Annotated in this window: 23 protein-coding genes; 17 read left to right on the top strand and 6 right to left on the bottom strand. The window is 69.3% G+C overall.

Annotated elements, in window-relative coordinates:
* The first annotated feature begins 18 nt into the window (after positions 1-18).
* Entirely contained in the window at positions 19-864 is an 846-nt protein-coding gene (locus tag Pph01_RS27280) for a bifunctional methylenetetrahydrofolate dehydrogenase/methenyltetrahydrofolate cyclohydrolase (RefSeq protein WP_204076029.1), read from the top strand.
* A 174-nt stretch (positions 865-1,038) separates the two neighbouring features.
* On the opposite strand, the gene Pph01_RS27275 is transcribed toward Pph01_RS27280, so the two are convergent.
* A complete protein-coding gene (locus Pph01_RS27275; protein WP_204076028.1) occupies positions 1,039-1,287 on the bottom strand; it encodes a hypothetical protein in 249 nt (82 codons plus the stop codon).
* A 59-nt stretch (positions 1,288-1,346) separates the two neighbouring features.
* Here Pph01_RS27275 and Pph01_RS27270 point away from each other — a divergent pair, with 59 nt between their 5' ends.
* Genes Pph01_RS27270 through Pph01_RS27255 form a run of 4 tightly spaced genes read left to right on the top strand, consistent with a single transcriptional unit; the run spans position 1,347 to position 4,593 of the window.
* Positions 1,347-2,702, top strand: a complete 1,356-nt coding sequence (locus Pph01_RS27270) for a hypothetical protein (RefSeq protein ID WP_204076027.1) — start codon at positions 1,347-1,349, stop codon at positions 2,700-2,702.
* Positions 2,703-2,723: 21 nt separating this feature from the next.
* Positions 2,724-3,551, top strand: a complete 828-nt coding sequence (locus Pph01_RS27265; protein WP_204076026.1) for a hypothetical protein — start codon at positions 2,724-2,726, stop codon at positions 3,549-3,551.
* Between the two features lie 6 nt (positions 3,552-3,557).
* Positions 3,558-4,130: a hypothetical protein gene (locus tag Pph01_RS27260; RefSeq protein WP_204076025.1), complete on the top strand. Its 573-nt coding sequence runs from the start codon at positions 3,558-3,560 to the stop codon at positions 4,128-4,130.
* The gene (locus tag Pph01_RS27255) at positions 4,123-4,593 is read left to right on the top strand and encodes a hypothetical protein (protein ID WP_204076024.1); all 471 of its coding nucleotides are present in this window, start codon (positions 4,123-4,125) and stop codon (positions 4,591-4,593) included. Before Pph01_RS27260 ends, Pph01_RS27255 begins: the two co-directional genes overlap by 8 nt.
* Before the next feature lie 85 nt (positions 4,594-4,678).
* On the opposite strand, the gene Pph01_RS27250 is transcribed toward Pph01_RS27255, so the two are convergent.
* Entirely contained in the window at positions 4,679-5,335 is a 657-nt protein-coding gene (locus Pph01_RS27250) for an FHA domain-containing protein (protein WP_203885691.1), read from the bottom strand.
* Between the two features lie 181 nt (positions 5,336-5,516).
* Here Pph01_RS27250 and Pph01_RS27245 point away from each other — a divergent pair, with 181 nt between their 5' ends.
* The 3 genes from Pph01_RS27245 (at position 5,517) to Pph01_RS27235 (ending at position 8,248) form a co-directional block, all read left to right on the top strand.
* Positions 5,517-6,638 carry a citrate/2-methylcitrate synthase gene (locus Pph01_RS27245; RefSeq protein ID WP_204076023.1) on the top strand — a complete coding sequence of 374 codons (1,122 nt, stop codon included), beginning with the start codon at positions 5,517-5,519 and terminating at the stop codon, positions 6,636-6,638.
* Positions 6,639-6,648: 10 nt separating this feature from the next.
* Positions 6,649-6,936 (top strand): DUF3017 domain-containing protein, encoded by a 288-nt coding sequence (locus Pph01_RS27240; protein WP_204076022.1) that lies wholly within the window; start codon positions 6,649-6,651, stop codon positions 6,934-6,936.
* A 94-nt stretch (positions 6,937-7,030) separates the two neighbouring features.
* Positions 7,031-8,248, top strand: coding sequence for an NADP-dependent isocitrate dehydrogenase (locus tag Pph01_RS27235; RefSeq protein ID WP_204076021.1), 1,218 nt, complete (start codon positions 7,031-7,033; stop codon positions 8,246-8,248).
* A 181-nt stretch (positions 8,249-8,429) separates the two neighbouring features.
* Here the strand turns inward: Pph01_RS27235 and Pph01_RS27230 are convergent, their stop codons facing one another.
* Positions 8,430-8,876, bottom strand: coding sequence for a universal stress protein (locus tag Pph01_RS27230; protein ID WP_204076020.1), 447 nt, complete (start codon positions 8,874-8,876; stop codon positions 8,430-8,432).
* Between the two features lie 416 nt (positions 8,877-9,292).
* On the opposite strand from Pph01_RS27230, the gene Pph01_RS27225 reads away from it, so the two are divergent.
* The 4 genes from Pph01_RS27225 (at position 9,293) to Pph01_RS27210 (ending at position 13,797) form a co-directional block, all read left to right on the top strand.
* The gene (locus Pph01_RS27225) at positions 9,293-9,757 is read left to right on the top strand and encodes a DUF6461 domain-containing protein (protein ID WP_204076019.1); all 465 of its coding nucleotides are present in this window, start codon (positions 9,293-9,295) and stop codon (positions 9,755-9,757) included.
* A gap of 180 nt (positions 9,758-9,937) precedes the next feature.
* Entirely contained in the window at positions 9,938-10,435 is a 498-nt protein-coding gene (locus tag Pph01_RS27220) for a DinB family protein (protein ID WP_204076018.1), read from the top strand.
* Between the two features lie 150 nt (positions 10,436-10,585).
* Positions 10,586-11,242 carry an alpha/beta fold hydrolase gene (locus Pph01_RS27215; protein ID WP_204076017.1) on the top strand — a complete coding sequence of 219 codons (657 nt, stop codon included), beginning with the start codon at positions 10,586-10,588 and terminating at the stop codon, positions 11,240-11,242.
* Positions 11,243-11,709: 467 nt separating this feature from the next.
* Positions 11,710-13,797: a serine/threonine-protein kinase gene (locus tag Pph01_RS27210; RefSeq protein WP_204076016.1), complete on the top strand. Its 2,088-nt coding sequence runs from the start codon at positions 11,710-11,712 to the stop codon at positions 13,795-13,797.
* Between the two features lie 71 nt (positions 13,798-13,868).
* Here Pph01_RS27210 and Pph01_RS27205 read toward each other — a convergent pair whose 3' ends face one another.
* Positions 13,869-14,411: a PadR family transcriptional regulator gene (locus tag Pph01_RS27205; protein ID WP_204076015.1), complete on the bottom strand. Its 543-nt coding sequence runs from the start codon at positions 14,409-14,411 to the stop codon at positions 13,869-13,871.
* A 55-nt stretch (positions 14,412-14,466) separates the two neighbouring features.
* Here Pph01_RS27205 and Pph01_RS27200 point away from each other — a divergent pair, with 55 nt between their 5' ends.
* Together Pph01_RS27200 and Pph01_RS27195 are read left to right on the top strand one after the other, a co-directional pair.
* Complete coding sequence (locus tag Pph01_RS27200; RefSeq protein ID WP_239117049.1) at positions 14,467-15,912, top strand: MDR family MFS transporter; 1,446 nt, start codon at positions 14,467-14,469, stop codon at positions 15,910-15,912.
* A 96-nt stretch (positions 15,913-16,008) separates the two neighbouring features.
* Entirely contained in the window at positions 16,009-16,839 is an 831-nt protein-coding gene (locus tag Pph01_RS27195) for a DUF11 domain-containing protein (protein ID WP_204076013.1), read from the top strand.
* Positions 16,840-16,949: 110 nt separating this feature from the next.
* Here the strand turns inward: Pph01_RS27195 and galE are convergent, their stop codons facing one another.
* Positions 16,950-17,912 (bottom strand): UDP-glucose 4-epimerase GalE, encoded by a 963-nt coding sequence (galE, locus tag Pph01_RS27190; protein WP_204076012.1) that lies wholly within the window; start codon positions 17,910-17,912, stop codon positions 16,950-16,952.
* Between the two features lie 166 nt (positions 17,913-18,078).
* Here galE and Pph01_RS27185 point away from each other — a divergent pair, with 166 nt between their 5' ends.
* From Pph01_RS27185 to Pph01_RS27175, 3 genes are all read left to right on the top strand, one after another.
* Positions 18,079-19,401: a hemolysin family protein gene (locus Pph01_RS27185; RefSeq protein WP_239117048.1), complete on the top strand. Its 1,323-nt coding sequence runs from the start codon at positions 18,079-18,081 to the stop codon at positions 19,399-19,401.
* Positions 19,402-19,444: 43 nt separating this feature from the next.
* Positions 19,445-20,449 (top strand): tryptophan--tRNA ligase, encoded by a 1,005-nt coding sequence (gene trpS / locus Pph01_RS27180; RefSeq protein WP_204076010.1) that lies wholly within the window; start codon positions 19,445-19,447, stop codon positions 20,447-20,449.
* Positions 20,450-20,530: 81 nt separating this feature from the next.
* Positions 20,531-21,475, top strand: a complete 945-nt coding sequence (locus tag Pph01_RS27175; RefSeq protein WP_239117047.1) for a YihY/virulence factor BrkB family protein — start codon at positions 20,531-20,533, stop codon at positions 21,473-21,475.
* Here the strand turns inward: Pph01_RS27175 and Pph01_RS27170 are convergent.
* On the bottom strand, positions 21,466-22,776 hold the full coding sequence (locus Pph01_RS27170; RefSeq protein ID WP_239117046.1) for a D-alanyl-D-alanine carboxypeptidase family protein: 1,311 nt from the start codon (positions 22,774-22,776) through the stop codon (positions 21,466-21,468). The genes Pph01_RS27175 and Pph01_RS27170 overlap by 10 nt on opposite strands.
* Positions 22,777-22,859: the final 83 nt, after the last annotated feature.

Raw genomic sequence — 22,859 nt, 5'->3', positions numbered from 1 at the left:
ATGGAAGGATGACGAGTCATGAGTGCGCAGATTCTGGACGGCAAGGCCACGGCGGCCAAGATCAAGGGCGACCTGGCCGAACGGGTGAAGTCGCTGGCGGCGAAGGGCGTGACGCCCGGTCTCGGCACGATCCTGGTCGGTGACGACCCCGGGAGCCAGATCTACGTCGCGGGCAAGCACCGCGACTGCGCCGAGGTCGGCATCGCGTCGATCCGCAAGGATCTGCCCGCCACGGCGACGCAGGCCGAGGTCGAGGCCGCGATCGACGAGTTGAACGCCGACCCGGCCTGCACCGGGTACATCGTCCAGCTTCCGCTGCCCCGCCACCTGGACACTCAGGCGTTGATCGAGCGGATGGACCCGGAGAAGGACGCCGACGGTCTGCACCCGATCAACCTGGGCAGGCTCGTCCACATGGTCGACGCCCCCCTCCCGTGCACCCCGCGCGGCATCGTGGTGCTGCTCAGGGAGTACGGCGTGCCGATCAAGGGCGCCGAGGTCGTGGTGGTCGGGCGTGGCATCACGGTGGGCCGCCCGCTCGGCCTGCTGCTCACCCGCCGGTCGGAGAACGCCACGGTGACCCTCTGCCACACCGGGACGCGGGATCTGGCCGCGCACGTGCGTAACGCCGACATCGTCGTCGCGGCCGCGGGTGTGCCCGGCCTGGTGACGGCCGAGATGGTGAAGCCCGGCGCCGCCGTCCTCGATGTCGGCGTCTCGCGTCTGGACGGCAAGCTCGCCGGCGATGTGGCGCAGGACGTCAGGGAGGTCGCGGGGTTCGTCGCCCCCAACCCCGGCGGCGTCGGCCCGATGACGCGGGCGATGTTGCTGGTCAACGTGGTGGAAGCCGCCGAGCGGCTCTGATCGGCGGCTGATGCGCTCGCCGTGGGTTGCCGCGGCGAGCGCACGACGGGGTTGCGGAGCGCACGACGGGGTTGCGGAGCGCGCGGACGGCAATGAATCGACGCTCGGACCCCGGGCCGTCCCGGTGAAGCGCGTGACCAGGGCTTGTCGCAGTCCGGTCACCCCTGTCGATGGTCAGGGTTTCAGCATGTCGCGGGCCTGGCTGTTCAGCCGGTCGGCTTCCTCGCGGAGAAGGCCCGCCGCGTTCCCGCAGCGTGTCTTCCAGGTCCTGATCTCGCCGCGGACCCGATCGGTCAACGGGCCGGACCACTCCATCTTTCCGGCTTCGGTATGTACCGTATCCGCGAGTTTCTCCACGTCATCGGCTAATTTGTGGATTTTGAGGGCCCTGCTCTTGAGCTCCTCCACCTCGGGCGGCGGCACATTACCTCCTCCGTTAAAACACATATTCAGCCGATAAGTTACATGTACACTCGCCGCTCGTGGGTGGAGATGACAAGCGCGCTTTCAAACCCGACCAGCTAGAGCGCCTCGCCGGCCTGATGGCCGATCTCACCACCTCCACAGACGAGATGTTCAAACGCGCCTCGTCCCTCCAGGTCTCCCAACCCCTCAATTCGCTGCGGGAAATGCCCAAGTGGGGAACGGACACCTCCAAGGACCTGACCAAGCGTGCCGCACTCGGACGGCTGTCGACCGGCGACCCCTTCTCCGGGCTCGCCTGGGCGGGTTTCTCTCCGCTCGAGATCGCCGCAGGCGGCGACAAGCTGGATCCGACCTCGCTGATCTACATCAACACGGTCGCGGACTGGGCGAACAAGACCGGCAACATCGCCTTCGAGCGGAAGTCCGGCGAGTCGCTGGACGACTACCTGAAGCGGCTCGAGGCCGGCGCCATCACCAAGCTCATCCCCGATCTAAAGCCGCATGAGGCGACGGTCGCGCAGGTGCTCGAGATCGCCGGCGACGTCCGAGGGGTGACCACGACGGCCCCGCTCGTCACCGCCCAGGCCACGTCCCTGAGCCGGCTCCTGCTGAACAACTACGCCTGGCGGCCGATCACCAACCAGCTGACCGGCGGCCGGTGGGCCCTGCAGACCCGGTCCGCGACCTCGCCGGGCACCGGCGTGGCGAGCCTCACCCGTCAGCTGTTCATGAAGAGCAGCCTGTATCGCGACTACGTCGCCATGCTTCCCGAGTACACGGAGATGGACCAGGTCGCGCGGGCGGCGAACGCGGGCAGGGGCCTCCTCGGAGCCCGGGTCAACAGCTTCCTCGACCTGGCCTTCGGGAACAACAAGCTCGCCGGTGTACTCGGTGAGACCACGCACTCGGGTCAGGTCGTGAGCGTCTCCGGCCAGGCCAACCTGCTCAAGGTCTGGGCCTCCACCGCGAACCCCTCGAAGCTGGAGGCCGCGGCCGCGGTTCTCAAGGTCGAACCGGCGGCCCTCGCCCGGCTGGGGACGCTCGGCAGGCTGGGGATGGTCGCCAAGACCGCGGGCGCGTTCCGGACGCTCGGAGTCGTGGGCGGTGTCGCCTCCACGATCTACAGCGGCGCCAACGTGATCTCGCAGGGCAATCCGGTCGACGCCTTCAAACGCAACGGCGCCGGCTACGTCGCCGACGTCGCCGAGCTCGGCTTCAACGCCTCTCTCACCGCCGCGATGGTCTGCCCCAATCCCGTCACGATCGGCGCTACCGTCGTCTTCGGAGCCGTGTACGTCGGCGCGAAGGTCGTCGAGCACTGGGACGACGTCAAGGACGGCGCGAAGAAGGTGGGCAAGGCGATCGGCGGCGGCGCCAAGAAGGTGTTCAAGAGTCTCAATCCGTTCGGCTAGCGCAGGTAGGAAGATCAACCAATGCCGTCCTTCGACAGTGCACGTGACCGTTTCCGGCTCGGCCCGGCCCATCTGGGGGTGCTGGGCTGCCTGTACGAGGGGAAAAGCGTCACCTCCGACCTGGTGGCCGCCCGTGACGAACTGCGTGCCGCCGGTCTCGTCAGCGACGACGACGCCGTCCTTCCCGAGTTGGCCGGCCTCACGGCCGCCCTCGCCGAGCCGATCGTGCTCATCGTCATAGAGATCACCGGAGCCCATGGGCTGACCAATCACGGCGCGGTCATCGGCAACGACGCCGTCTACACGTACGAGACGTGGCCGGGCGAGACCGAGTCCGAGTACGTCCGCACCGACCTCAGCACGCTGGTGTGGTCGCTGGCCCGGATCGTCGGACTGCGCGACAAGGAGGCCAAGCCGCCCGCGGCGCCGGTCGTCACCACGAAGATCGGCGTGATGGACGCCGGCTTCACCGCCCTGTCCGAGCTGGAGAGCGACGACGTGGTGGAGGCCGCCGACCGGCTGCGCGCGCTGTTCTCCGAGTCCGGGCTCGCCGATCCCGAGCTGACCGTCCTCACGCATCTGCTGCTCCAGCTCAACGGCAACTGGCGGATGACCGTCGCCTGGAACAACCGCGAGGGCAAGGGCACCGACATCCGCGGCATCGCCGTCCTCGACTGCGGTCCCCTCGGCTACTGGGTGCGCGAGCTCCCGGCCGAGCCGATCGGGCCTGGAACGGTCACCCCCGACAGCGACCTCCGGCTGGTCTACACCGATGTCCGTCAGGTGTGGGAACTGATCACCGACCTCCTGCCCGACGCCGGGGACCTGCCCGTCCCCGTCGAGAGGTGAGATGACATGTCCGGTTTCACCTTCGAGCTCGTACGGCGGACGCCCACCCGTCCCGCCGAGATGCGGGTCGCCCACCTCGTTCTGACCGGTACGGCGGGGCCGTACGGGGAGGTGACCGTCACCGTGGGCACCGTCCCCCGGGTGGCGGCCCTCGACGCGCCGGGACTGCCGGAGGCCTCCGTCTCCCATCCCGACGCGCAGAGGCAGGGGCTCATCGCCGTCGACGAGCACACCCGGCTCAGCGTCGGGGGAGTCTCCGCGGTCGTCAGCCAGAACCGGCGTTCCCTCGGCAAGAAGGGGCGCGGCATCGGGATCAGGCTGGAGGACCGGGACTACACCTACGTCAGCGCCGCCGTCGCCGAGGAGGAGTTGCGCGACCGGGAACGCGGCCCGCTGGTCCGGCTGAACAGCCCCTTCGCGTCGTCGAAGGTCACAGTCGCCGTCCTGCCCGCCGCCGACGCGAGCGACCTCGCGCTGGCTCTCGTCCTGCAGGGTGTCGACCGGACCGGGCTGACGCTCACCCAGTCGGCCGTCTCCGGAGTCCTCTCTTTCCTCAACAACGGCAAGGCCGATGTCTGACACGGATGTGGTGTACCGGGAACGGCCCGGCAAGCTGAGACTGTGGTTCGGCGTCCCCTGGGCCGCGTGGGCCGTCCTCATGATCTGGAGCTTCTGGGATCACTGGGCGCGGACCGGAGAGGTCGACGTCGGCGCGTTCCTGGTCCTCGGCCCGCTGTTCTTCGCCGTCTTCTCCATCCCCGGACTGGTGTCGTACAGCAAGCGCCGCTATCACACGATCACGCTGACGTCCCGGACGCTCCGCGTCGGCCGCGACGCGTTACCCGTGGAGGGCATCACGCTCGACCCGCCGGACTCCGGCAGGCCGCCTCGCCTAGTGGGCGGAGCCTCGGGAGTGCCGATGGGCATGCGCGAAGTCATCCTCGGCGGCCCCGGCGGGGAGCGTTACCTGGTCGCGACGCTCGATCCCGAGGCGTTCCTCGCCGCGCTCGGACGCGTGATCCCGCCGGCTTCGCAGGGCTGACGCGCGGAGCCTCAGAGCTCGTCGATCTCCGTCAGATCGATGTCGATCTCGACGCGACGCGAACGGGCCTGCCGGGGTTCCGCCGCTATGAGGCCCGGCGCCCCACGGGAGCACGTTGCTGCTGCTCCGGCTCGGCCGGTCCCGTCGCCCGCTGCGGCGGAACCACGGGAGTGGGCCGGACCAGACCCAGGGCCACGACCTCGTTGGCGAGGCGCGTGCGCCGGTTGGTGCCCTCGGGGATGCGGAACTTCTGGTAGAGCCGGAGCAGGTGCTGCTTGACCGCGGCCTCCGTCACCACGAGATCGTCGGCGATCTCCCGTGCCGTCGCCGGGGCCACGAAGGCCTCGTCGGACAGAGCGGGACGGCACAGCGAGGTCAGCACGTCGACCTCGCGGCGGGTCAGCTCGGGCGCCGCGGCCCGGCGCAGCTCGACCTCGGGCGTGAAGTCCTCCCGCGGGATGCCCCCGACCCGTGCGCGGGCCGCGCCGAACGACACGACGTCGCCGTCGTCGAGCACCCTCCTGGCGATCGGCCTGCCGTTGACACGGGTGCCGTTGCGGGAAAGGCCCAGGTCGACGACGTACAGGTAGGGCCCTCGGCGGACGAATTCGGCGTGCAGCCGGGACACGCTCGGATCCGTCAACCGGATGTCCACGCCGCGGCCTCTGCCGATCGTGGTGACCTCGGGACGCAGCGGGACGACCTCACCGCTGTCCTCGATCCGAATGAACGGCCCCTCCACGGCAGTTCCTCCCCAGGTAGCCCGCCGTTACTTTCGCTACAGCTCCGGCTTACCCAGACGTGGCGATGGGGAATCGCCTTTGCCATAAGGAGAATCATTCGTGAAATTGGTCTGGACCTCTGCGGAGCGGTTTACCTGCTCACGGGTAGACTTCGGGCCAAGATAAGCGGAGGAAACAGTTATGGCGGACAAGCCCACCAAAGGCCTCGCCGATGTCGTCGCCGCGTCCACAGCGCTGAGCGACATCGACGGCAAGGCCGGTCGCCTTTTCTACCGTGGCTACGACATCCACGACCTGGCCGGCCGCACGACCTTCGAAGAGACCGCCCATCTGCTGCAGCACGGCTCGCTGCCGAACCGCGCACAACTGGCGGACTACGGCGCCGAGCTCGTCAGAGGCCGGAGCCTGGGAGCGCTCGTCGAGAGCAACATCCCCGAGATCGCCGCCAAGCAGGGACCGATGGAGGCGCTGCGCACCCTGGTCTCGCTGAGCGGCGCGGAGGATCCGGAGAAGGACTCCAACGCGCCGGAGGCCAACCGCCGCAAGGCGGCGCGGCTGACCGCGCAGCAACCGATCCTGGTGGCCAGGTATCACGCCGCACGGACGGGCGGAGCCGTGCTCGATCCCGATCCGGAACTGAGCATCGCCGCCAACTTCCTGCGGCAGATCACCGGGCGGGAGCCGTCCGCGCGCGAGGTGGCGGTCTTCGACGAGTGCCTCGTGCTGCACGCCGACCACACGATGAACGCCTCCACCTTCGCCGCCCGCGTGTGCGCGGCCACCCTGTCGGACATGCACTCGGCGATCGTCGCGGCCATCGGCACGCTGAAGGGCCCCCTCCACGGCGGCGCCAACGAGCAGGTCATGCGTACGCTGGAGGGGCTGGACCCCACCGGGGTGGCCCAGGCCGTGCGGGACAAGCTGGCCGCGGGCGAGAAGATCATGGGATTCGGGCACCGCGTGTACAAGACCGAGGACCCGCGCGCGACGCATCTGCGGCGGATGTCGCATGAACTCGGCGAGGCGTCCGGAGACGACACGTTCTACCGGATGTCCAAGGAGATGGAGGAGGTCGTCTTCGCGGAGAAGGGCCTGAATCCCAACGTGGACTTCTACGCCGCGACCGTCTACCACTACCTTGGCATTCCGACCGATCTGTTCACGCCGGTGTTCTCGGTGAGCAGGATGTCGGGATGGACCGCCCACGTGATCGAGCAACACGCCGACAACCGCCTGATCCGGCCGGACAGCGAGTACATCGGCGAGCGTGATCAGAAGTGGGCCCCGATCGACGAGCGATGATTGCGACGACGTGAAGACACGGGACAACAGCACGGCCTGGGGGTTGTATCTGCTGGTGGTGGTGGGTGCGGCCGCCGGGCTCGGTGTGATCGCCTTCGGCGGGACACCATGGATCGGCGGTGTGATCACCGGGGGCGCTCTACTGGTGGGTTCGGCCGTGAGACTGATCCTGTCCGAGCACCGGGCGGGCGCACTGGCGATCAGGACCAAGAAGACGGACGTGGTCGTGTTCGCCGTCCTCGGGCTCGCCCTCGTGGGCGGATCGCTCAGTCTGCTGCTCCGCCTGCACAACACCTAGTCACGGGTGCAACACGCCCGTCCGATAGCCTCAACGGCCAGTGAGCCTCAAAAGGACTGTATGGCCGAGTTAGTTCAGAAGGGGAATCCCACGCATGCCCAAGATCAAGGTAGCGGGTCCGGTCGTCGAGCTTGACGGCGACGAGATGACCCGGATCATCTGGCAGTTCATCAAGGACCAGTTGATCCTGCCCTACCTGGACGTTGACCTGAAGTACTACGACCTCGGCATCGAGCACCGGGACGCCACCGACGACCAGGTCACGATCGACGCCGCCCACGCGATCAAGAAGTACGGCGTCGGCGTGAAGTGCGCGACGATCACGCCGGACGAGGCGCGGGTCGAGGAATTCGGCTTGAAGAAGATGTGGAAGTCCCCGAACGGGACCATCCGCAACATCCTCGGCGGTGTGATCTTCCGTGAGCCGATCATCATGTCGAACGTGCCGCGGCTCGTGCCGGGCTGGACGAAGCCGATCATCGTCGGCCGTCACGCCTTCGGCGACCAGTACCGCGCCACCGACCTGAAGGTCCCCGGCGAGGGCACGCTGACGCTCACCTTCACGCCGAAGGACGGCAGCGAGCCGATCGAGCTCAACGTCTTCGACTTCCCCGGCGGCGGCGTCGCGCTGGCCATGTACAACCTGGACGAGTCCATCCGCGACTTCGCCCGCGCCTCCATGCGGTACGGCCTGGCCCGCAACTACCCGGTCTACCTGTCGACGAAGAACACGATCCTGAAGGCCTACGACGGCCGCTTCAAGGACATCTTCGCCGAGGTCTTCGAGACCGAGTTCAAGGCCGACTTCGAGGCCGCCGGCATCACCTACGAGCACCGTCTGATCGACGACATGGTCGCCGCGTCCCTGAAGTGGGAGGGCGGATACGTCTGGGCGGCGAAGAACTACGACGGCGACGTCCAGTCCGACACCGTCGCGCAGGGCTTCGGCTCGCTCGGCCTGATGACCAGCGTTCTCATGACGCCGGACGGTCAGACCGTCGAGGCCGAGGCCGCCCACGGCACCGTGACCCGGCACTTCCGCCAGCACCAGCAGGGCAAGCCGACCTCCACGAACCCGATCGCGTCGATCTTCGCGTGGACCCGCGGCCTGCAGCACCGCGGCAAGCTGGACAACCAGCCCGAGGTGATCGACTTCGCCGAGAAGCTCGAGCAGGTCTGCATCGAGACCGTCGAGGGTGGCCAGATGACCAAGGACCTCGCGCTCCTGGTCGGCGGCGACGCCGAGTGGCTGACCACGCAGGACTTCCTCGCCGCTCTGGACGAGAACCTGAAGAAGAAGATGGCTCTCTAATCGAATCTGGCCCCTACCTGCGGATTCTCCGTTAGGTAGGGGCCACTTCGCCTCTCTGGGCCGTCCCTGGGCCGTCAAGCCCCTGGGGCGGCCCCGAAGACAGCCGCGACGGCCTTCCGGGTGCGCTCTTGGCTGCTCGGCATGAGGTGGGTGTAAGTACGCAGAGTGAAACCCGGGCCCGTCAGGGCACGACCGTGACGGGCCACCGGCCGCTGCGGACGAGGCGGATCGCCACCGAGCCGATGAAGCGGTGGGCGGCCTGAGTTGACGCGCCCACGACCACTGCGTCGGCCCTGACCTCGTTGCTCACCCTGATCAGGGCGGATGCGGCGTCGCCGCGTTCGGTCCTGAAGCTGTACGTGACCGGTTGATAGTCGGACCCGGCCTTCTCTATCCGCTCGCGCAGGTCGGCGAGCACATCCTCGCCGGCCTGGATGGCCAACACGGTCGCGTCGGGCAGCAGCGGCGTCATCGTGCTTGTGCCGACGACCAGCACGAAGATCAACCTAAAGCCCTGGCGGCGGGCGAGCCCCCAAGCGTAGGCGACAGCGCGGAGCGAGGTATCCGAGCCGTCGACCCCGACGACGATCACCCCGGGCCCGTCGGCACCTACCTCGAAGTCGCTCATGGCACGACACTATGGCCGCTCCGGATGTCATCTTCACTCAGGGCGGGCCGGCCGCGTCGGCGTCGGCGACGTCGGTGCGGGGTTCGAACCGATCCCGAAACAGCGATCCCTGCCTCGGCAGCCAGGCTCGCGGCTGGGCGGCTTAGGAAGGCGGGCCCATGCCGAGAAGCGGACGCCCTTCAAGCGATTGATTGCGGATGGGGGAGCTCGGTCGTCGGCGTTGTGCGCCGGCCGCTGTCGGCGGTACGGTCGGCCGCGTTGACTGCAGAGGGGGCGTCGTGGCGGGTCCGACACCGGAGCGAATTGAGCACTACGTGCGAATGTTCGAGCGGCTCGGGGAAGGTTCGGCGGATTTCGCGGAGTCCATGTGTTGGACGGTGGTCCGCCCTCACCAGGTGCGGTTGACAGTGGAAGACGTGCTACGCCGGTTGGGCGGTGACCCGGACACCATGACGACGTGCCGGCCGCTTGATGTCGGATACGACGACGAAATGGTCTTCCTCGAACAGCGCGACGACGCGGTCATCATCGTGGGGTACAGCGTCAGCAGCGATGAGGAGGACGTCCTGCGCCGGCTCAGCCAGGACGCCACCGTTCATGAGGTGTTCTGGCTGATCAACAACTTCAACAGGCTCTACTACGCCGTCGACGGTGTGGTGGTCACCGAGCTGGACATGCTGCTCCCGCAGGAGCGATGGGGTGCCGACCCGGACGCCTTGACCGACCACCTCGACGCGTTGCGCGAGCTCCGGGATCGTGAGCGGGGTCCGTGGCCCGACTGGGAGACCGCCATGGCCACCGTGGAGTCGTTGACCGGCCTGGGACTCGATGCTGACTGGTTTGACCGTCCCCAGTTGTTTGCGAAGATCAACCGCTGCTAGCTGCACCCGCACCGGTTCGGAATCACCCGGGGTCGGCGGCGTCCGCACTCATTTGCCGCCGACCCCGTGTCGCGCTCGGGTGATGGCCGGGTGTGGCTCCGCGTCCGCTCGTAGCCGGTGTGCGGAGCATGCCGATGCGCACGAGTTGCTCTTGGGCGACGGGCTTGGAATGCTTCGCGCATGCCCTCGCTGCCGCCGACGTTCGCCGACGACGTCATCGCTCAGTCCCCCCGGGCGCAGTTCGAGGCGTTCCTCGACGAGCACCGCGCCGCGCTCAACAGCTGCTTGGACGGGATGACCGAGGAGCAGGCGCGCCGATCGTTGGTGCCCTCCAGGACTACGCTGCTGGGGCTGGTGAAGCACGCGACGTTCGTCGAGAAGGTCTGGTTCGACGAAGCCATCTCGTGTCGATCGCGCGCCGAGATCGGCATTCCCGCGACGCCGGATGAGTCGTTCATCCTCGATGACCACGACACCATCGCCAGCGTTCAGCGCGCGCACAGCGAAGCATGCGAGGCATCGCGCCGCGCGACGTTCTCCTTGGGGCCGGACGACATGGTCCATGGCAACCGGCGCGGCTCGCTCCCGCTGCGTTGGGTGTACCTCCACATGCTGCGCGAGCTGGCTCAACACTGCGGACACGCGGACATCCTGCGCGAGCAGCTCATTAACGGCTAGCCAGTGCGCCTAGCTCATGGCGCGAGTCGCACCCCGGCACGAGCCCGGATTGATCATGTCAACCATCAACCGAGGACAGCTGTCCCATCCCGCAATTGTCGGAGCGTGCGGTTAACGTGGCGGGCAGTCTGATGCCTGGGGGTACGCGCGATGGCGACATTCGCCCTGATTCACGGTGGCGGCGGCTCCGCCTGGGACTGGCACCTGCTGGCGGCCGAGTTGCGCGGCCGAGGGCATGACGTGGTGGCCGTGGACCTGCCGATCGAGGACGAGTCCGCCGGGCTGCTCGACTATGCCGACGCCGTGACCGAGGCCGTCGGCGACCGCCGCGACCTGGTCGTGGTGGCGCACTCGTGGGGCGGCTTCGTCGGCCCGCTCGTCTGCGCCCGAGTGCCGGCCGAGCTGCTGGTGCTGGTATCGGCCATGATTCCGGCGCCGGGGGAGCCGCCGTCCGACTGGTGGGCCAACACGGGCTTCGAGGGCAAAGACATGAGCGATCCCGTCGCACTGTTCCTGCACGACGTGCCCAGGGACCTGGCGGAGGAGCTTCTGTCGAAGAGCCGGGACCACGCGGACAAGGCCTTCGCGGAGCCGTGGCCGCTGGACGCCTGGCCGGAGGTGCCGACCAGGTTCCTGCTGTGCCGCGACGACCTGTTCTTCACGCCGGGCTTCATGCGCGGAGTCGTGCGCGACCGGCTGGGCATCACGCCCGACGAGATCGACGGCGGGCACGCGCCCATGCTGGCCCGGCCCGGTGAGCTGGCCGACCGGCTGGAGGGGTACCTGACGGGCATCGAGGAGCGGTAGCCGGCGGCCGAGTACACCTGGTCGCGCGTGCGGCGGCGGTCGGCCTCAGGTGTCAGAGACACTCCGCGCCCGGCCCGGGCGTTGAAGCTCCAGACGTGGGGCCGTCTATGGGCCGTGCTGAAGCGACCAACGATGACGGACGACGACCAGCGTTGATGGCTTGGAGTCGAGGTCAACGCGATGAGCATGAAGCTGTCGCAGGTCCCGTGACCTGGAGATCACTCCCTGAAGAAGACGGACCTCTTGGCCGTCGTTTTCCCCCGGGGCCGCCATCGGGCGGCCCTTTTGGGTTTCGGACCCCGACTATTCGAGGCGCCGAACAATGATTTCGGCCCGCCTCAACGGTTTCCGCCGCATAAAACACCACGAAACCGATGGTTACGGCGCGGTCTCGGGGGGCTGAGTATGAGCCCGGTGGGACGTAAAGTTTTTCTCGTCATCGTTTTGCCGAATCGTGGGGATCCTGGATGCCGGAGGTCGAACCGCTCGGTCGGGGTGATCCGACACAGCTGGGTCCGTTCGTGTTGTCGGGGCGCATCGGCGAGGGCGGCCAGGGTGTGGTCTATCTCGGACAGAACGACGCGGGGGATCGCGCGGCGGTCAAGCTGCTGCACATCAAGTTCAGCGGGGACACGACCGCGAGGTCGCGCTTCGCCCGGGAACTGAAGGCCGCTCAGCGGGTCGCCGGCTTCTGCACCGCGCGTGTCATCGCCGCGGACCTGGACGGCGACACGCCGTACATCGCGAGCGAGTACATCGACGGGAGGTCCCTGCGGGAGACCGTCGAGTCGTACGGCCCACTGAACGAGGCGGCCCTGGAGCGTCTGGCGGTCGGCACGGCGACCGCCTTGATCGCGATCCACCGCGCCGGGATCGTGCACAGGGATTTCAAGCCCGACAACGTCCTCATCGCCGAGGACGGGCCGCGGGTGGTCGACTTCGGAATCGCGCGCATCATCGACTCCACCGGAACGGTCACCAGCCGTGCGGTCGGGACGCCCGCCTACATGGCCCCCGAGCAGATCTCGGGCGAACCGGTCGGCCCACCCGCCGACATCTTCGCCTGGGGCTCGACCATGGCGTTCGCCGCGACGGGCACGGCGGTGTTCGGCGGCTCGTCGATCGCGGCCGTGCTGAACCGCATCCTCAACCACGACATCGACGTGAGCGCGCTCCCGGAGCCGATCCGCGGCGTCGTGAGCTCGTGTCTCATCAAGTCGGCGGCGGACAGGCCCACCGCGGAGCAACTGCTGCTGCGCCTGCTCGGCGAGGCTGAGCCGCAGGGGCCGTCCACGGCGGTGCTGGCCGCCGCCGCGCCCGAGGCGTCGGAGAACGCCGGCATGACGGCAGTCGCCGCTGGCCCGGGCGCCGCCGTGAACTCGGGCGGCGCATCCGGCCAGGACAGGGTCTCGGGAACGGCGGAAGCCGTCGTCAGCGGCCTCGCCGCCGCTCCCGTCGCCGAATCCGCGGCCGCGTCCACCGCCGCGCCCGTTGCCGAGGAGGAACCGGCCGAGACCACGAGCCCGGACTGGATCGCGATCTTCAGGGGCGGCCCGGACATCGCCGACCGGCCGGGTCCCCGCGTCCCGGCCGCCACCGAGTTCCGCGTGGGCTCGCCTCCGGGAGGCCGAGGCGGCGGGTCCCGGCCGCGTTCGACCGGAGGACGGGCGCGGTGGATCGCCGTCGCCACGGCGGTGGTGGCCCTGGCCGCGACCGGCGCGATCGTGCTGTCCAACAGGATCGTGTCCGGGAAGGGCGGGGGCGATCCCACCGGTGCCGCTACGAGCGCCGCCGTGATCGTGCCCGTGATCGACAAGGCGCGGAGCACACACCGGCTGACCGTCGCGGTGAAGGGCGACCTGCCCGGGCTCGGCCTTGAGACCGGCGGGGCCTTCACGGGCTTCGAGGTGGACGTCGCCACGTACATCGCGGGCAAGCTCGGGGTTCCGGCGAGCGGGATCACCTTCCGCCGGGTCGCCAGGAGCGAACGGGCCGGGGTGCTCAAGAACGGCGAGGCCGACATGGTGCTGGCCACCTACGCCTACGACGAGAGCCGCGGCGACGGCGTCACCTTCGCCGGGCCGTACTACACCGCCCATTCCGACGTGCTCGTGCGCGAGGACTCCGGGATCCGCGGGCTGAAGGACCTCGAGGGGCAGGTCCTGTGCGCGCCGCAGGGGACCGACGCCTTCCGCATCGTCGAGCAGGCGGTCGAGGGAGGCGACGTCGACGGCTTGCCGGCGGCGAACTATGCGGTCTGCATGGACCTGCTCGCACAGGGCAGGGTGGACGGCGTCCCCGGTGACGACCTGATCCTCGCGGGGTTCGCCGACCGGGCCCAGGGCATGGACCTGGCCGTGCTCGGGCTCGGGCTGACCGACCAGCGTTACTCCGTCGGGCTGCCGGCCGGTGACCCCCGCACCTGCGAGGCCGTCCGGGACGCCATCGTGGAGATGTACGCGGACGGGACCGTCAGAACCCTCGCCAAGAAACACTTCTCGCACGTCCGGTTCGACATGGGGCAGAAGGCGCCGCCGACGTTGTCATGCCGCTAGGGAGTGTCTGACGGAAGCCGCCCGCCGCCTGTCCGGCCCGCGGGCGGCAGGCCTGATCCGTCAGGCACGACCTATGTCGCGTCCGATCGCCGTTCGATGTCGGCGATCGAGTCGTCCGCCCACTCCACGAAGCCGCGCGCCTGGCGGATGCCGAGGTCGAGGGCGTACGCGCCGAACATGCCCCATTGGTGCGCCGCGTCCGTCACCGCGTCCTTCCTGACGCGCAGCGCCTCCAGTTCGGCGAGCCGCGCCTCGCTTGCCTCCTTCATCCGCCGCAGCACCGTCACGGCCTCGCCCGGCTCGAGCAGCGGCACCAGGAAGGACTGCAGGGCCGCCTCGCTGCGCACCGTCGTGGACGGCTCGTGCCCGAGAAGCCACCTCCGCAGCTCGGCGTCGCCGTCCGGAGTGACCCCGTAGATTTTCCGCCCCCGCGCGCCCTCGGCCTCCACGGCCACGAGCCCGTCGGCCGCCATCTTCGCGAGCTCCGGATAGATCTGGCTGTGCCCGGCCTGCCATACGTGGGCGACCGACGTCTCGAACTTCTTGGCCAGGTCGTAGCCGCTGGAGGGGCCGGAGGCCTTCAGCAGCCCGAGCAGCGCGATTCGCAGGGACATGCCCGCAGCATATATGGGAATTGACATGTCAATCCTTACATGTCATCTTCGACACATGTCAGGCAAGAACGGAATCCTCCTCCTCGCCGTGCTCGGCGGGATGTTCCTCGCGATGCTCGACCAGACGATCGTGGGTACGGCGCTGCCCCGGATCACCGCCGAACTGAACGGCACGGACCTCTACACCTGGGTCGTGACGGCCTACCTGCTGACCTCCACCGTCACCGTCCCCCTGTACGGCCGGCTGTCCGACGTCCACGGTCGCAAGCCGCTGCTCCTCATCGGCGTGACGGTCTTCCTCGTGGGCTCGATCCTCTGCGGGGCCGCGCAGAGCATGGGACAGCTCATCGCCTTCCGAGGGCTGCAGGGGCTCGGTGCGGGCGCGCTGCTTCCGCTGTCGCTGGCACTGGTGGTCGACCTGTTCCCGCCCGAGCGCAGCGGGCGCGTGCAGGGCGCGCTCGGCGGCGTGATGGCGCTCAGCTATGTGGCGGGTCCCTTCCTCGGCGGCCTGTTCACCGACCACGCGAGCTGGCGGTGGGCGTTCTACGTCAACGTGCCGATCGGCGTCGCCCTGGTCGCGATCATCTGGCTGAGGTTGCCCCACAGGTCGGGGACCGGACGCGGAGCGAGGCCCGACTACCTCGGCATCGCGATCTTCGCGGCCGCGATCAGCGCGTTGCTCCTCGGCCTCACCGAGAAGGGCCTCGACGACCACACGTGGGCGAGCGCACCGGTCCTGGGACCGATCGCGGCGGCCTTCGTCCTGCTCGCCGTCTTCGTCGTCGTCGAACGGCGCGTGGAACAGCCCATCGTCCCGCTGGAGCTGTTCGCCAACCGGACCTACACGCTCGTCAACGTGGCCTCGTTCTCCACGGCGTTCAGCCTGTTCGCGGGAGTGGTCTTCCTGCCCCGCTACTTCCAGGAGGCGCACGGGCTCAGCGCCACGTCCTCCGGCCTGCACATCTACCCGCTGATGCTCGCCATGGTCGCCGGGAGCGCGCTGACGGGCGCGCTCATCTCGAGGACAGGCCGATACAAGCCCTGGCTCCTGACCGCGCCGGTCTTCCTCGCCGCCGGCACGTTGCTGTGCGCGAACCTGGCCGTCGACACGACGACGCCGGCGCTCATCGTGTGGATGGTCCTCATCGGCCTCGGGATGGGCCCGATGTTGTCCGGGCTCACGGTGGCGATCCAGTCGTCCGTCCCGCCCCGCCACACGGGGACGGCCAGCGCCAACCTGACCTTCTTCCGGCAGATCGGAGGCTCGGTCGCGCTGGCCCTCGCGGGCACCGCCTACAGCTCCGTGGTGGTCAGGGAGGCGCCGCTGCACGGCCTCCCGTTCGCGCACGCCGCGGCGACCGCGACCGTGATCCCGTGGCTCGGCGTGGCGGGCGCGGTCGTCGCCGTGCTCGCGCTGTTGTTCATGCCGGACGGCGGACTGCGGCGCGACCCCGCGGGGCAGGAGCGCACCCTCGCCGCGGCGCAGCCGGAACTCGCGTGAGAATCCGCTGAGAACCCTGGTTTCCCCAGCGTGTCGCATGGATGGGAGCGTGCCCGCACACGATTGAATTGATCTCGAGTGTTCGGGGGAACGGTTATGGGTCGCAGGGTCGTCACGGGTCTGGTGTGCGTTCTGGTCGCCGGGGCGCCGCAACCGGCGCTCGCGGCGGAGCAATGGGGGACGGCCGACCTCTCGGTCGGGATCACCGCCTCGCCGAAGGTCGCCCAACCGGGCCAGCCGCTGACCTACCGCATCAAGGTGCACAACGACGGCCCCGGAGACGCGGTGCTGCCGGTCCTGCGGGTCCACACTCCCCGTGACTTCCAGATCATCAACGTCGACGTCGCCGAATGCACACCGGGCCGGGGGATGAACGAGGTGATCTGCAGGGCGTCGCAGGACGTCCTGGCGGGAGGCTCGGGGAGTATGACGATCACCGGGCTCATCAAGCCGGGGGCGGAGGGACCGCTCCGCGCGGAGGCCAGGCTGTCGTCGGAGATCGTGGACTCCGACGGGACGGACAACACCGCCGAGGCGGTGACCAAGGTCGACGGGGGCGCCGACCTGGCCGTGCGATTCGGCGAGTCCACCAGGTTCACCCGGCCCGGCCACTGGTTCGCGGTGCGCGCCGAGGTGCGCAACCGCGGGCCCCGGGTCGTCCGCGACGCCTACGTCTTCCTGCAGCCGCGGGAGGCCCGGCTCGAGTCCGCGACGGGAGGCAGGTGCCGCCGCGGACCCGCCTTCGTCGGGTGTTCGCTCCCGCCGATCAGGTCGGGATCCAGCGGCCTGCTGCAACTGGTGTTCCGGGTGCCGCACCGGGCGTCGCACGCGGTGGCCACGATGGCCACCGTGTACTCCCGCCGTCTCGGCGACCGCCGTCCGAACAACAACAAGGCGCGGATGCGGGTCGCCCTCCGCCGCGGCTAGACCCGTGCCGGCCGCGCGGGCACGGTCCGCGCGGGCACGGTCGGTTCAGGCGCGGTCGGTTCAGGCGCGGTCGGTTACGGCGTGGCCCGGCGTGGCCGGCGCTCGCGGGGTCAGCGCCCGAGTGCCGCCCAGGCGTCGGCGACGATGCCCTCCAGCGAGGTGTGGTCGGGCTTCCAGCCGAGCTCCCGCTGGATCTTGTCCGACGACGCCACGAGGAAGGCGGGGTCGCCGGGCCGCCGCGGCGCCGTCACCACGGGGATGTCGTGCCGGGTGACCTCCCTGCACACGTCGATGACGTCCCGGACGGAGAAGCCCGTGCCGTTGCCGAGGTTGAAGATCCGGTGGGTGCCGGCCGTACACGCGCCGAGGGCGAGCAGGTGGGCGCGGGCGAGGTCGGAGACGTGCACGTAGTCGCGGATGCAGGTGCCGTCGGGCGTCGGGTAGTCGTCGCCGAACACGCTCACCGACTCCCGTTCGCCCAGGGCGACCTTGAGGACGTTGGGGATCAGGTGGGTCTCGACCGTGTGGCGCTCGCGGAACCGGCCGTACGCCCCGGCCACGTTGAAGTAGCGCAGGCTCACGGCGGCCAGGCCGTACATGCCGGCGAACGTGGTCAGCGCGATGTCGACGGCCAGCTTCGACGCGCCGTAGGGGTTGGTCGGCCGGGTGGGGTCGGTCTCCACGATCGGCCGGGCGGCGGTGCCGTCGGCGGACGGGTCTCCGTACGTCGCGGCGGTGGAGGAGAACACGATCCGGCCGACGCCCGCCTGGCGCATGGCGTCGAGCAGGGTGAGCGTGCCGCCCAGGTTGTGCGACCAGTACAGCCCGGGCTTTTCGACCGACTCGCCCACGAGGGACCTGGCCGCGAAGTGGAACACCGCGTCGAAGCCCTCGGCCAACAGCTCGTGGGCCTCGGTGATCGAGCCCTCCACGAACCGGGCCTCGGCGGGCACCGCGTCCCTGTGCCCGGTCGACAGGTCGTCGAGCACCGTGACGTCGTGCCCCTCCTCGGCGAGCTGGGCCGCCACGACGCTGCCGATGTACCCTGCTCCACCAGTAACCAGCAGCTTCACTGTGTACTCCTGTTGGGTTTTGTTTGATTATGTACGGCTGGCCCTAGCTTACGCGGTTGCGTAGGAGAGGGTGGGGACCCCAGGCAGTACCGTGATCTAAGACGCCGGCACGAGATCGCGAATGGCCAGCAGGCGCGATCACCAGACATGTGAACGGACTGATGACGTGGACAACGTCGCGTTGACCATCACACTGGTCCTGATATTCATCCTGATCGGCGGGTTCTTCGCCGCCGCGGAGATGGCCCTGGTCTCGCTGCGGGAGAGCCAGATCCGGCGGCTGAGCGGGGCCGGCCGTCGCGGCGCCCGGGTGCAGAAGCTCTCCCGCGACCCGAACAGGTTCCTGTCCGCCGTCCAGGTCGGCGTGACCGTCGCCACCGTGTTGTCCGCCGCGCTCGGCGCCGACGCGCTGGCCGACAGGTTGCGGCCGGTGCTGACCGGTTGGGGCCTCAGGGAGGCCGTGGCCGCCCCGGTGGCGTTCGTGATCGTGACTCTCGCCATCTCCTATGTGTCGCTCGTGCTGGGCGAGCTCGCGCCCAAGCGGCTCGGGCGGCAGCGGGCCGAGTCGGTCTCGCTTATCGTCGCCCCGCTGCTCGATCGCATCGCGACCTTGTCGCGGCCGGTGATCTGGGTGTTGTCCAAGTCGACCAACGGGATCGTCCGGATGCTCGGCGGCAACCCGCTGGCCGACCGCGCCGCGATGACCACGGAGGAGCTCAAGGACATGGTGGTGGGCCACAAGGAGCTCACCCAGGACGAGCGCGACGTGATCGCCGAGGTCTTCGCCGCGGGCAAACGGCAGCTCAGGGAGGTGCTGCTGCCTCGCACCGAGGTCGAGTTCATGGCGGCGGACACCCCGCTCGCCGAGGCCGCGATACTCGCGGCCGGCCTTCCGCACTCCCGCTTCCCGGTCTACCGGGACTCCTACGACGACATCATCGGCTTCGTCCACGTCCGGGACCTCCTGGATCCGGTCCTGACCGGCCGGATCGAGCCGATCAGCGAGCTGATCCCGATCCGGCCGGTCAAGCTCGTCCCGGCGAGCAAGCGGGTGCTCGTGACGCTGGCCGAGATGCGCGACGAGGGCCACCACCTGGCGATCGTCGTCGACGAATACGGCGGGACCGACGGCATCGTCACCCTGGAGGACCTGGTCGAGGAGCTCATCGGCGACATCAGGGACGAGTACGACGACCTCGGCCAGGCCGTCCGCGTCATCGCCGGCGAGATGGAGATCGAGGGGTTGGTCAACCTCGACGAGTTCGCCGACCAGACCGGGGTCAGGCTCCCGGACGGGCCCTACGAGACGCTCGGCGGGTACATGATGGCCGCCCTCGGGCATCTGCCGCAGAACGGCGACGCCGCCGAGGCGCCCGGCGTCAAGCTCACCGTGACCGAGATGGACGGCCGCCGGGTGTCCCGGGTCCGCGTCACCCCGACCGGACCGGCCACGCCCGCCGAGGGCGACGCGCCGGAGGCCGGGGAGTGACCCTGTCGCGGATACCCGTCGAACCCTGCCAGAATGGGATGTCATGGCTCGACCTCGCGTTCTGTCCGGCATCCAGCCCACCGCCGACTCCTTCCACATGGGCAACTACCTCGGCGCGGTGCGGCAGTACGTCGCGCTCCAGGAGACGCATGAGGCGTTCTACTTCATCGCCGATCTCCACGCGCTGACCGTCGCTCCCAAGCCGGACGAGCTGCGCCGCCGGACGCGGGTCGCCGCGGCCCAGCTGTTCGGGGCGGGGCTGGACCCGGAGCGGGCCGCCGTCTTCGCGCAGAGCCACGTCCGGGAGCACTCCGAGCTGGCGTGGTACCTCATCTGCCAGACGGGGATGGGCGAGGCCGGCCGGATGACCCAGTTCAAGGACAAGTCCGCCAGGTACGGCGAGAACGCGGCCAGCGTCGGCCTGTTCACCTACCCGATCCTCCAGGCGGCCGACATCCTGATCTACCAGGCCGACCAGGTGCCGGTGGGCGTCGACCAGAAGCAGCACCTCGAGCTCAGCCGCGACCTCGCGCAGCGGTTCAACAGCCGGTACGGCCCCACCTTCAAGGTGCCGAACCCGTACATCCTCAAGGAGGTCGAGAAGATCGGCGACCTCCAGGACCCGACGGCCAAGATGTCGAAGTCCTCGTCGAGCCCGCAGGGCATCCTCGACGTCCTCGAGGAGCCGTCGGCGCTGCGCAAGAAGGTCATGCGGGCCGTGACCGACACCGGCAGCGAGATCGTCGCCGACGAGGAGAACAAGCCGGGCGTCACCAACCTGCTCCGGATCCACTCGGCGATCTCGGGCGTCGCGATCGCCGATCTGGAGGGGCGGTTCGCCGGGCAGGGCTACGGCGCGCTCAAGAAGGAGATCGCCGAGATCGTCGTGGAGACGTTCGGGCCGATCCGGGAGCGCACGGAGAAGTTGCTGGCCGACGAGCCCGCGCTCGACCGGCTGCTCGCCGCGGGCGCGGCCCGGGCGCGCGCGGTCGCCCAGGAGACCATGGAGAAGGTCCGCGACCGGCTCGGGCTGCTTCCCACGCCCTGACGGGCTCCTGAGCGGCGAGAACCCGGCCGCGCCGACCTGCGGCCTTGCGTCGTGACCGCCTTGTGGGGTAGTTGACCGGCCGTGGGAACAGGAATCGTCCAGCGGGTCACGCGACGCGTCGACGAGCTGAGGGCACGGGGTCGCGACGTCATCGAGACCCGGCGCATCCGGCACCGCTGGGTCGACCATCTGATCCGGACGGTCCAGCGGTACCAGGTGCAGTCGGGTGACCGGCTGGCCGGTGCGTTCACCTACTTCGCGTTCCTGTCGTTCTTCCCGCTGATCGCGCTCGCCTTCGCCGTGATCCAGTTCCTCACGCCCGACGTGGTGGAGACGCTCATCAAGGCGATCAACGAGCAGCTCCCCGGGCTGGCGTCGAGGCTGCAGATCGACAAGCTCAAGGACGTCCAGACGAGCGCGGGCGTCTTCGGCCTGGTCGGCATCTTCTACGCGGGCCTGGGCGCGATGGAGGCGCTGCGCTCCGCCCTGCGGGAGATCTGGATGGTGGCAGAGCCGCCGCTCAACTACTTCCTGGGCAAGCTCAGGGACCTGGTCGCGCTCGTGCTCGTCGGCGTCACCATGCTCGTCTCCGTGGCTGTGGGCGGGTTCGCGACCAGCGCGACCAGCACGGTCGCCGGCTGGCTCGGGCTGGGCGACACGGTCCTCGCGGGGCCGTCCGTGTGGATCACCGGCCTTCTCGTGAGCCTGGCGGCCGACGTCCTGCTCTTCCTCATCATCCTCGGCTGGCTGGCCAAGCCCTCGCAGCCCTTCTGGGTGATCTTCAAGGGCGCGCTGCTGGGAGCCGTGATGTTCGGGCTGCTCAAGCAGCTCGCGGCGGTCATCCTCGCGGGCACGCTGCGCAATCCGGTCTACGGCGCGTTCGCCGTGATCGTGGGCCTGCTGCTGTGGATCAACCTGGCGGCCAGGGTGATCCTCTACTCCGCGGCCTGGACGGCGACGGCCGGAATGGGCCCGCCTCCCGAGCCGACGCCTGTGCCGTCGAACGCCCTCGGAGATCAGGGCTGATCGGGTGCCCGCCTGCGGCGGCGCAGGCCGTACCCGAGGGCGATCGCTCCGACGACCCCCACGCCGAGGACCGCGGTCGCCACCAGCGGGGCGCGGTCGGTCCACCCGCCGCCGGAGACGGGCGCCTGCGCCACGGGCGAGTGCCGTACGGCCAGGGAGGAGGCCTTGGGCGTGGGCGTGGGCGGGGGAGTGGGCTTGACCAGCTCGCCCACCGGGGTGACCTTGCCGTCGGCGGCGAAGCCCCAGTCGAGCAGCTTCGCGACCTCCTCCCAGAAGCCGCCGGGGTGATGCATGATCACGACGATGATCGTGTGGCCGTTGCGGGAGGCCGCCCCCACGAAGCTGCCGAGCGCCTTCGTGGTGTAGCCGTTCTTGATCCCGATCATGCCCTTGTATTTGCCGAGCAGCTTGTTGTGGTTGGCGATCTCGTAGTAGGCAGGGGGGGTTTTCGTCGGGGTGGGTGTGCCAGGGTCATCGTCGCCCTGCGTGTTGCGATCCTTCTTCTTGCCGTCGTCCTTCGGCGCGGGGAACTTGGACACCTTGGTGCTGACGTATTTGCGGAAGTCGGGCATGGCCAGCCCGGCCCGGGCGATCAGCGCGAGGTCGTAGGCCGAGCTGCGCTGCCCCGGCTTGTCGAGGCCGTTCGGCGTCTTGGCGACCGTGTCGTACGCCTGGAGCTTCCTGGCCTCCTTGTTCATGTCGGCCAGCGTCTTGGCCAGGCTGCCGTTGGCCTCGGCGAGGGCGTCGGCCGCGTCGTTGCCGGAGACGATCAGCATGGCGCGCATCAGGTCGTCGATTTGATAGATCGGCTCGGGGACGATGCCGACGGCGCTGCCCTCCTCGTCGCAGGCCCACTGGCTCGGCTTGACCCAGCGGTCCTTGTCGAGCTTGGGGATGAGCGTCACGGCGGTGAGGGTCTTCAGCGTGCTCGCCGGCCGGTAGTGCCCGTGCGGGTCCTTCGCGGCGAGCACCTGGCCGGTGTCGGCGTCCGCGATCAGGAAGGCCGAGGCCTCGGTCTTGGGCGGCGGGGCGATCCCCGTGGGGGCGATCAGGCCGCGGCCGCCCAGCAGCCGCCCGCCGATCGGGTTCGCCACTGTCTGCTCGCCGTTCAGCCTTCCGGTGTCGGTGCTCGTGGGGCTGGACGAGACGAGGCCCTCCGTTTCGGGGCTCCCGGTCTCGAGGCCGGATCCGTCGGCCAGATCGCCGCGGACGATTGTCGAGCCGGCGGCAGGTGCAGCGGTCAGCCCGATAAGCGTCGTCGTCATGAGCGCGGCCACGAGGGCCCGGTGGTTCGTCCCCATAGGGGGATCAGCCTAGCTTCGCGTCTTTTCGCATGTAGGGACATGTCCCCCAAAGATCGAAGACACAGTCCCCGGATGCCTCC

It is taken from the genome of Planotetraspora phitsanulokensis (genome assembly GCF_016863295.1).
Lineage (GTDB): Bacteria > Actinomycetota > Actinomycetes > Streptosporangiales > Streptosporangiaceae > Planotetraspora > Planotetraspora phitsanulokensis.
The sequence above is the reverse complement of the archived record's forward strand: the minus strand, read 5'-3'. Positions and strand labels throughout refer to the sequence as shown.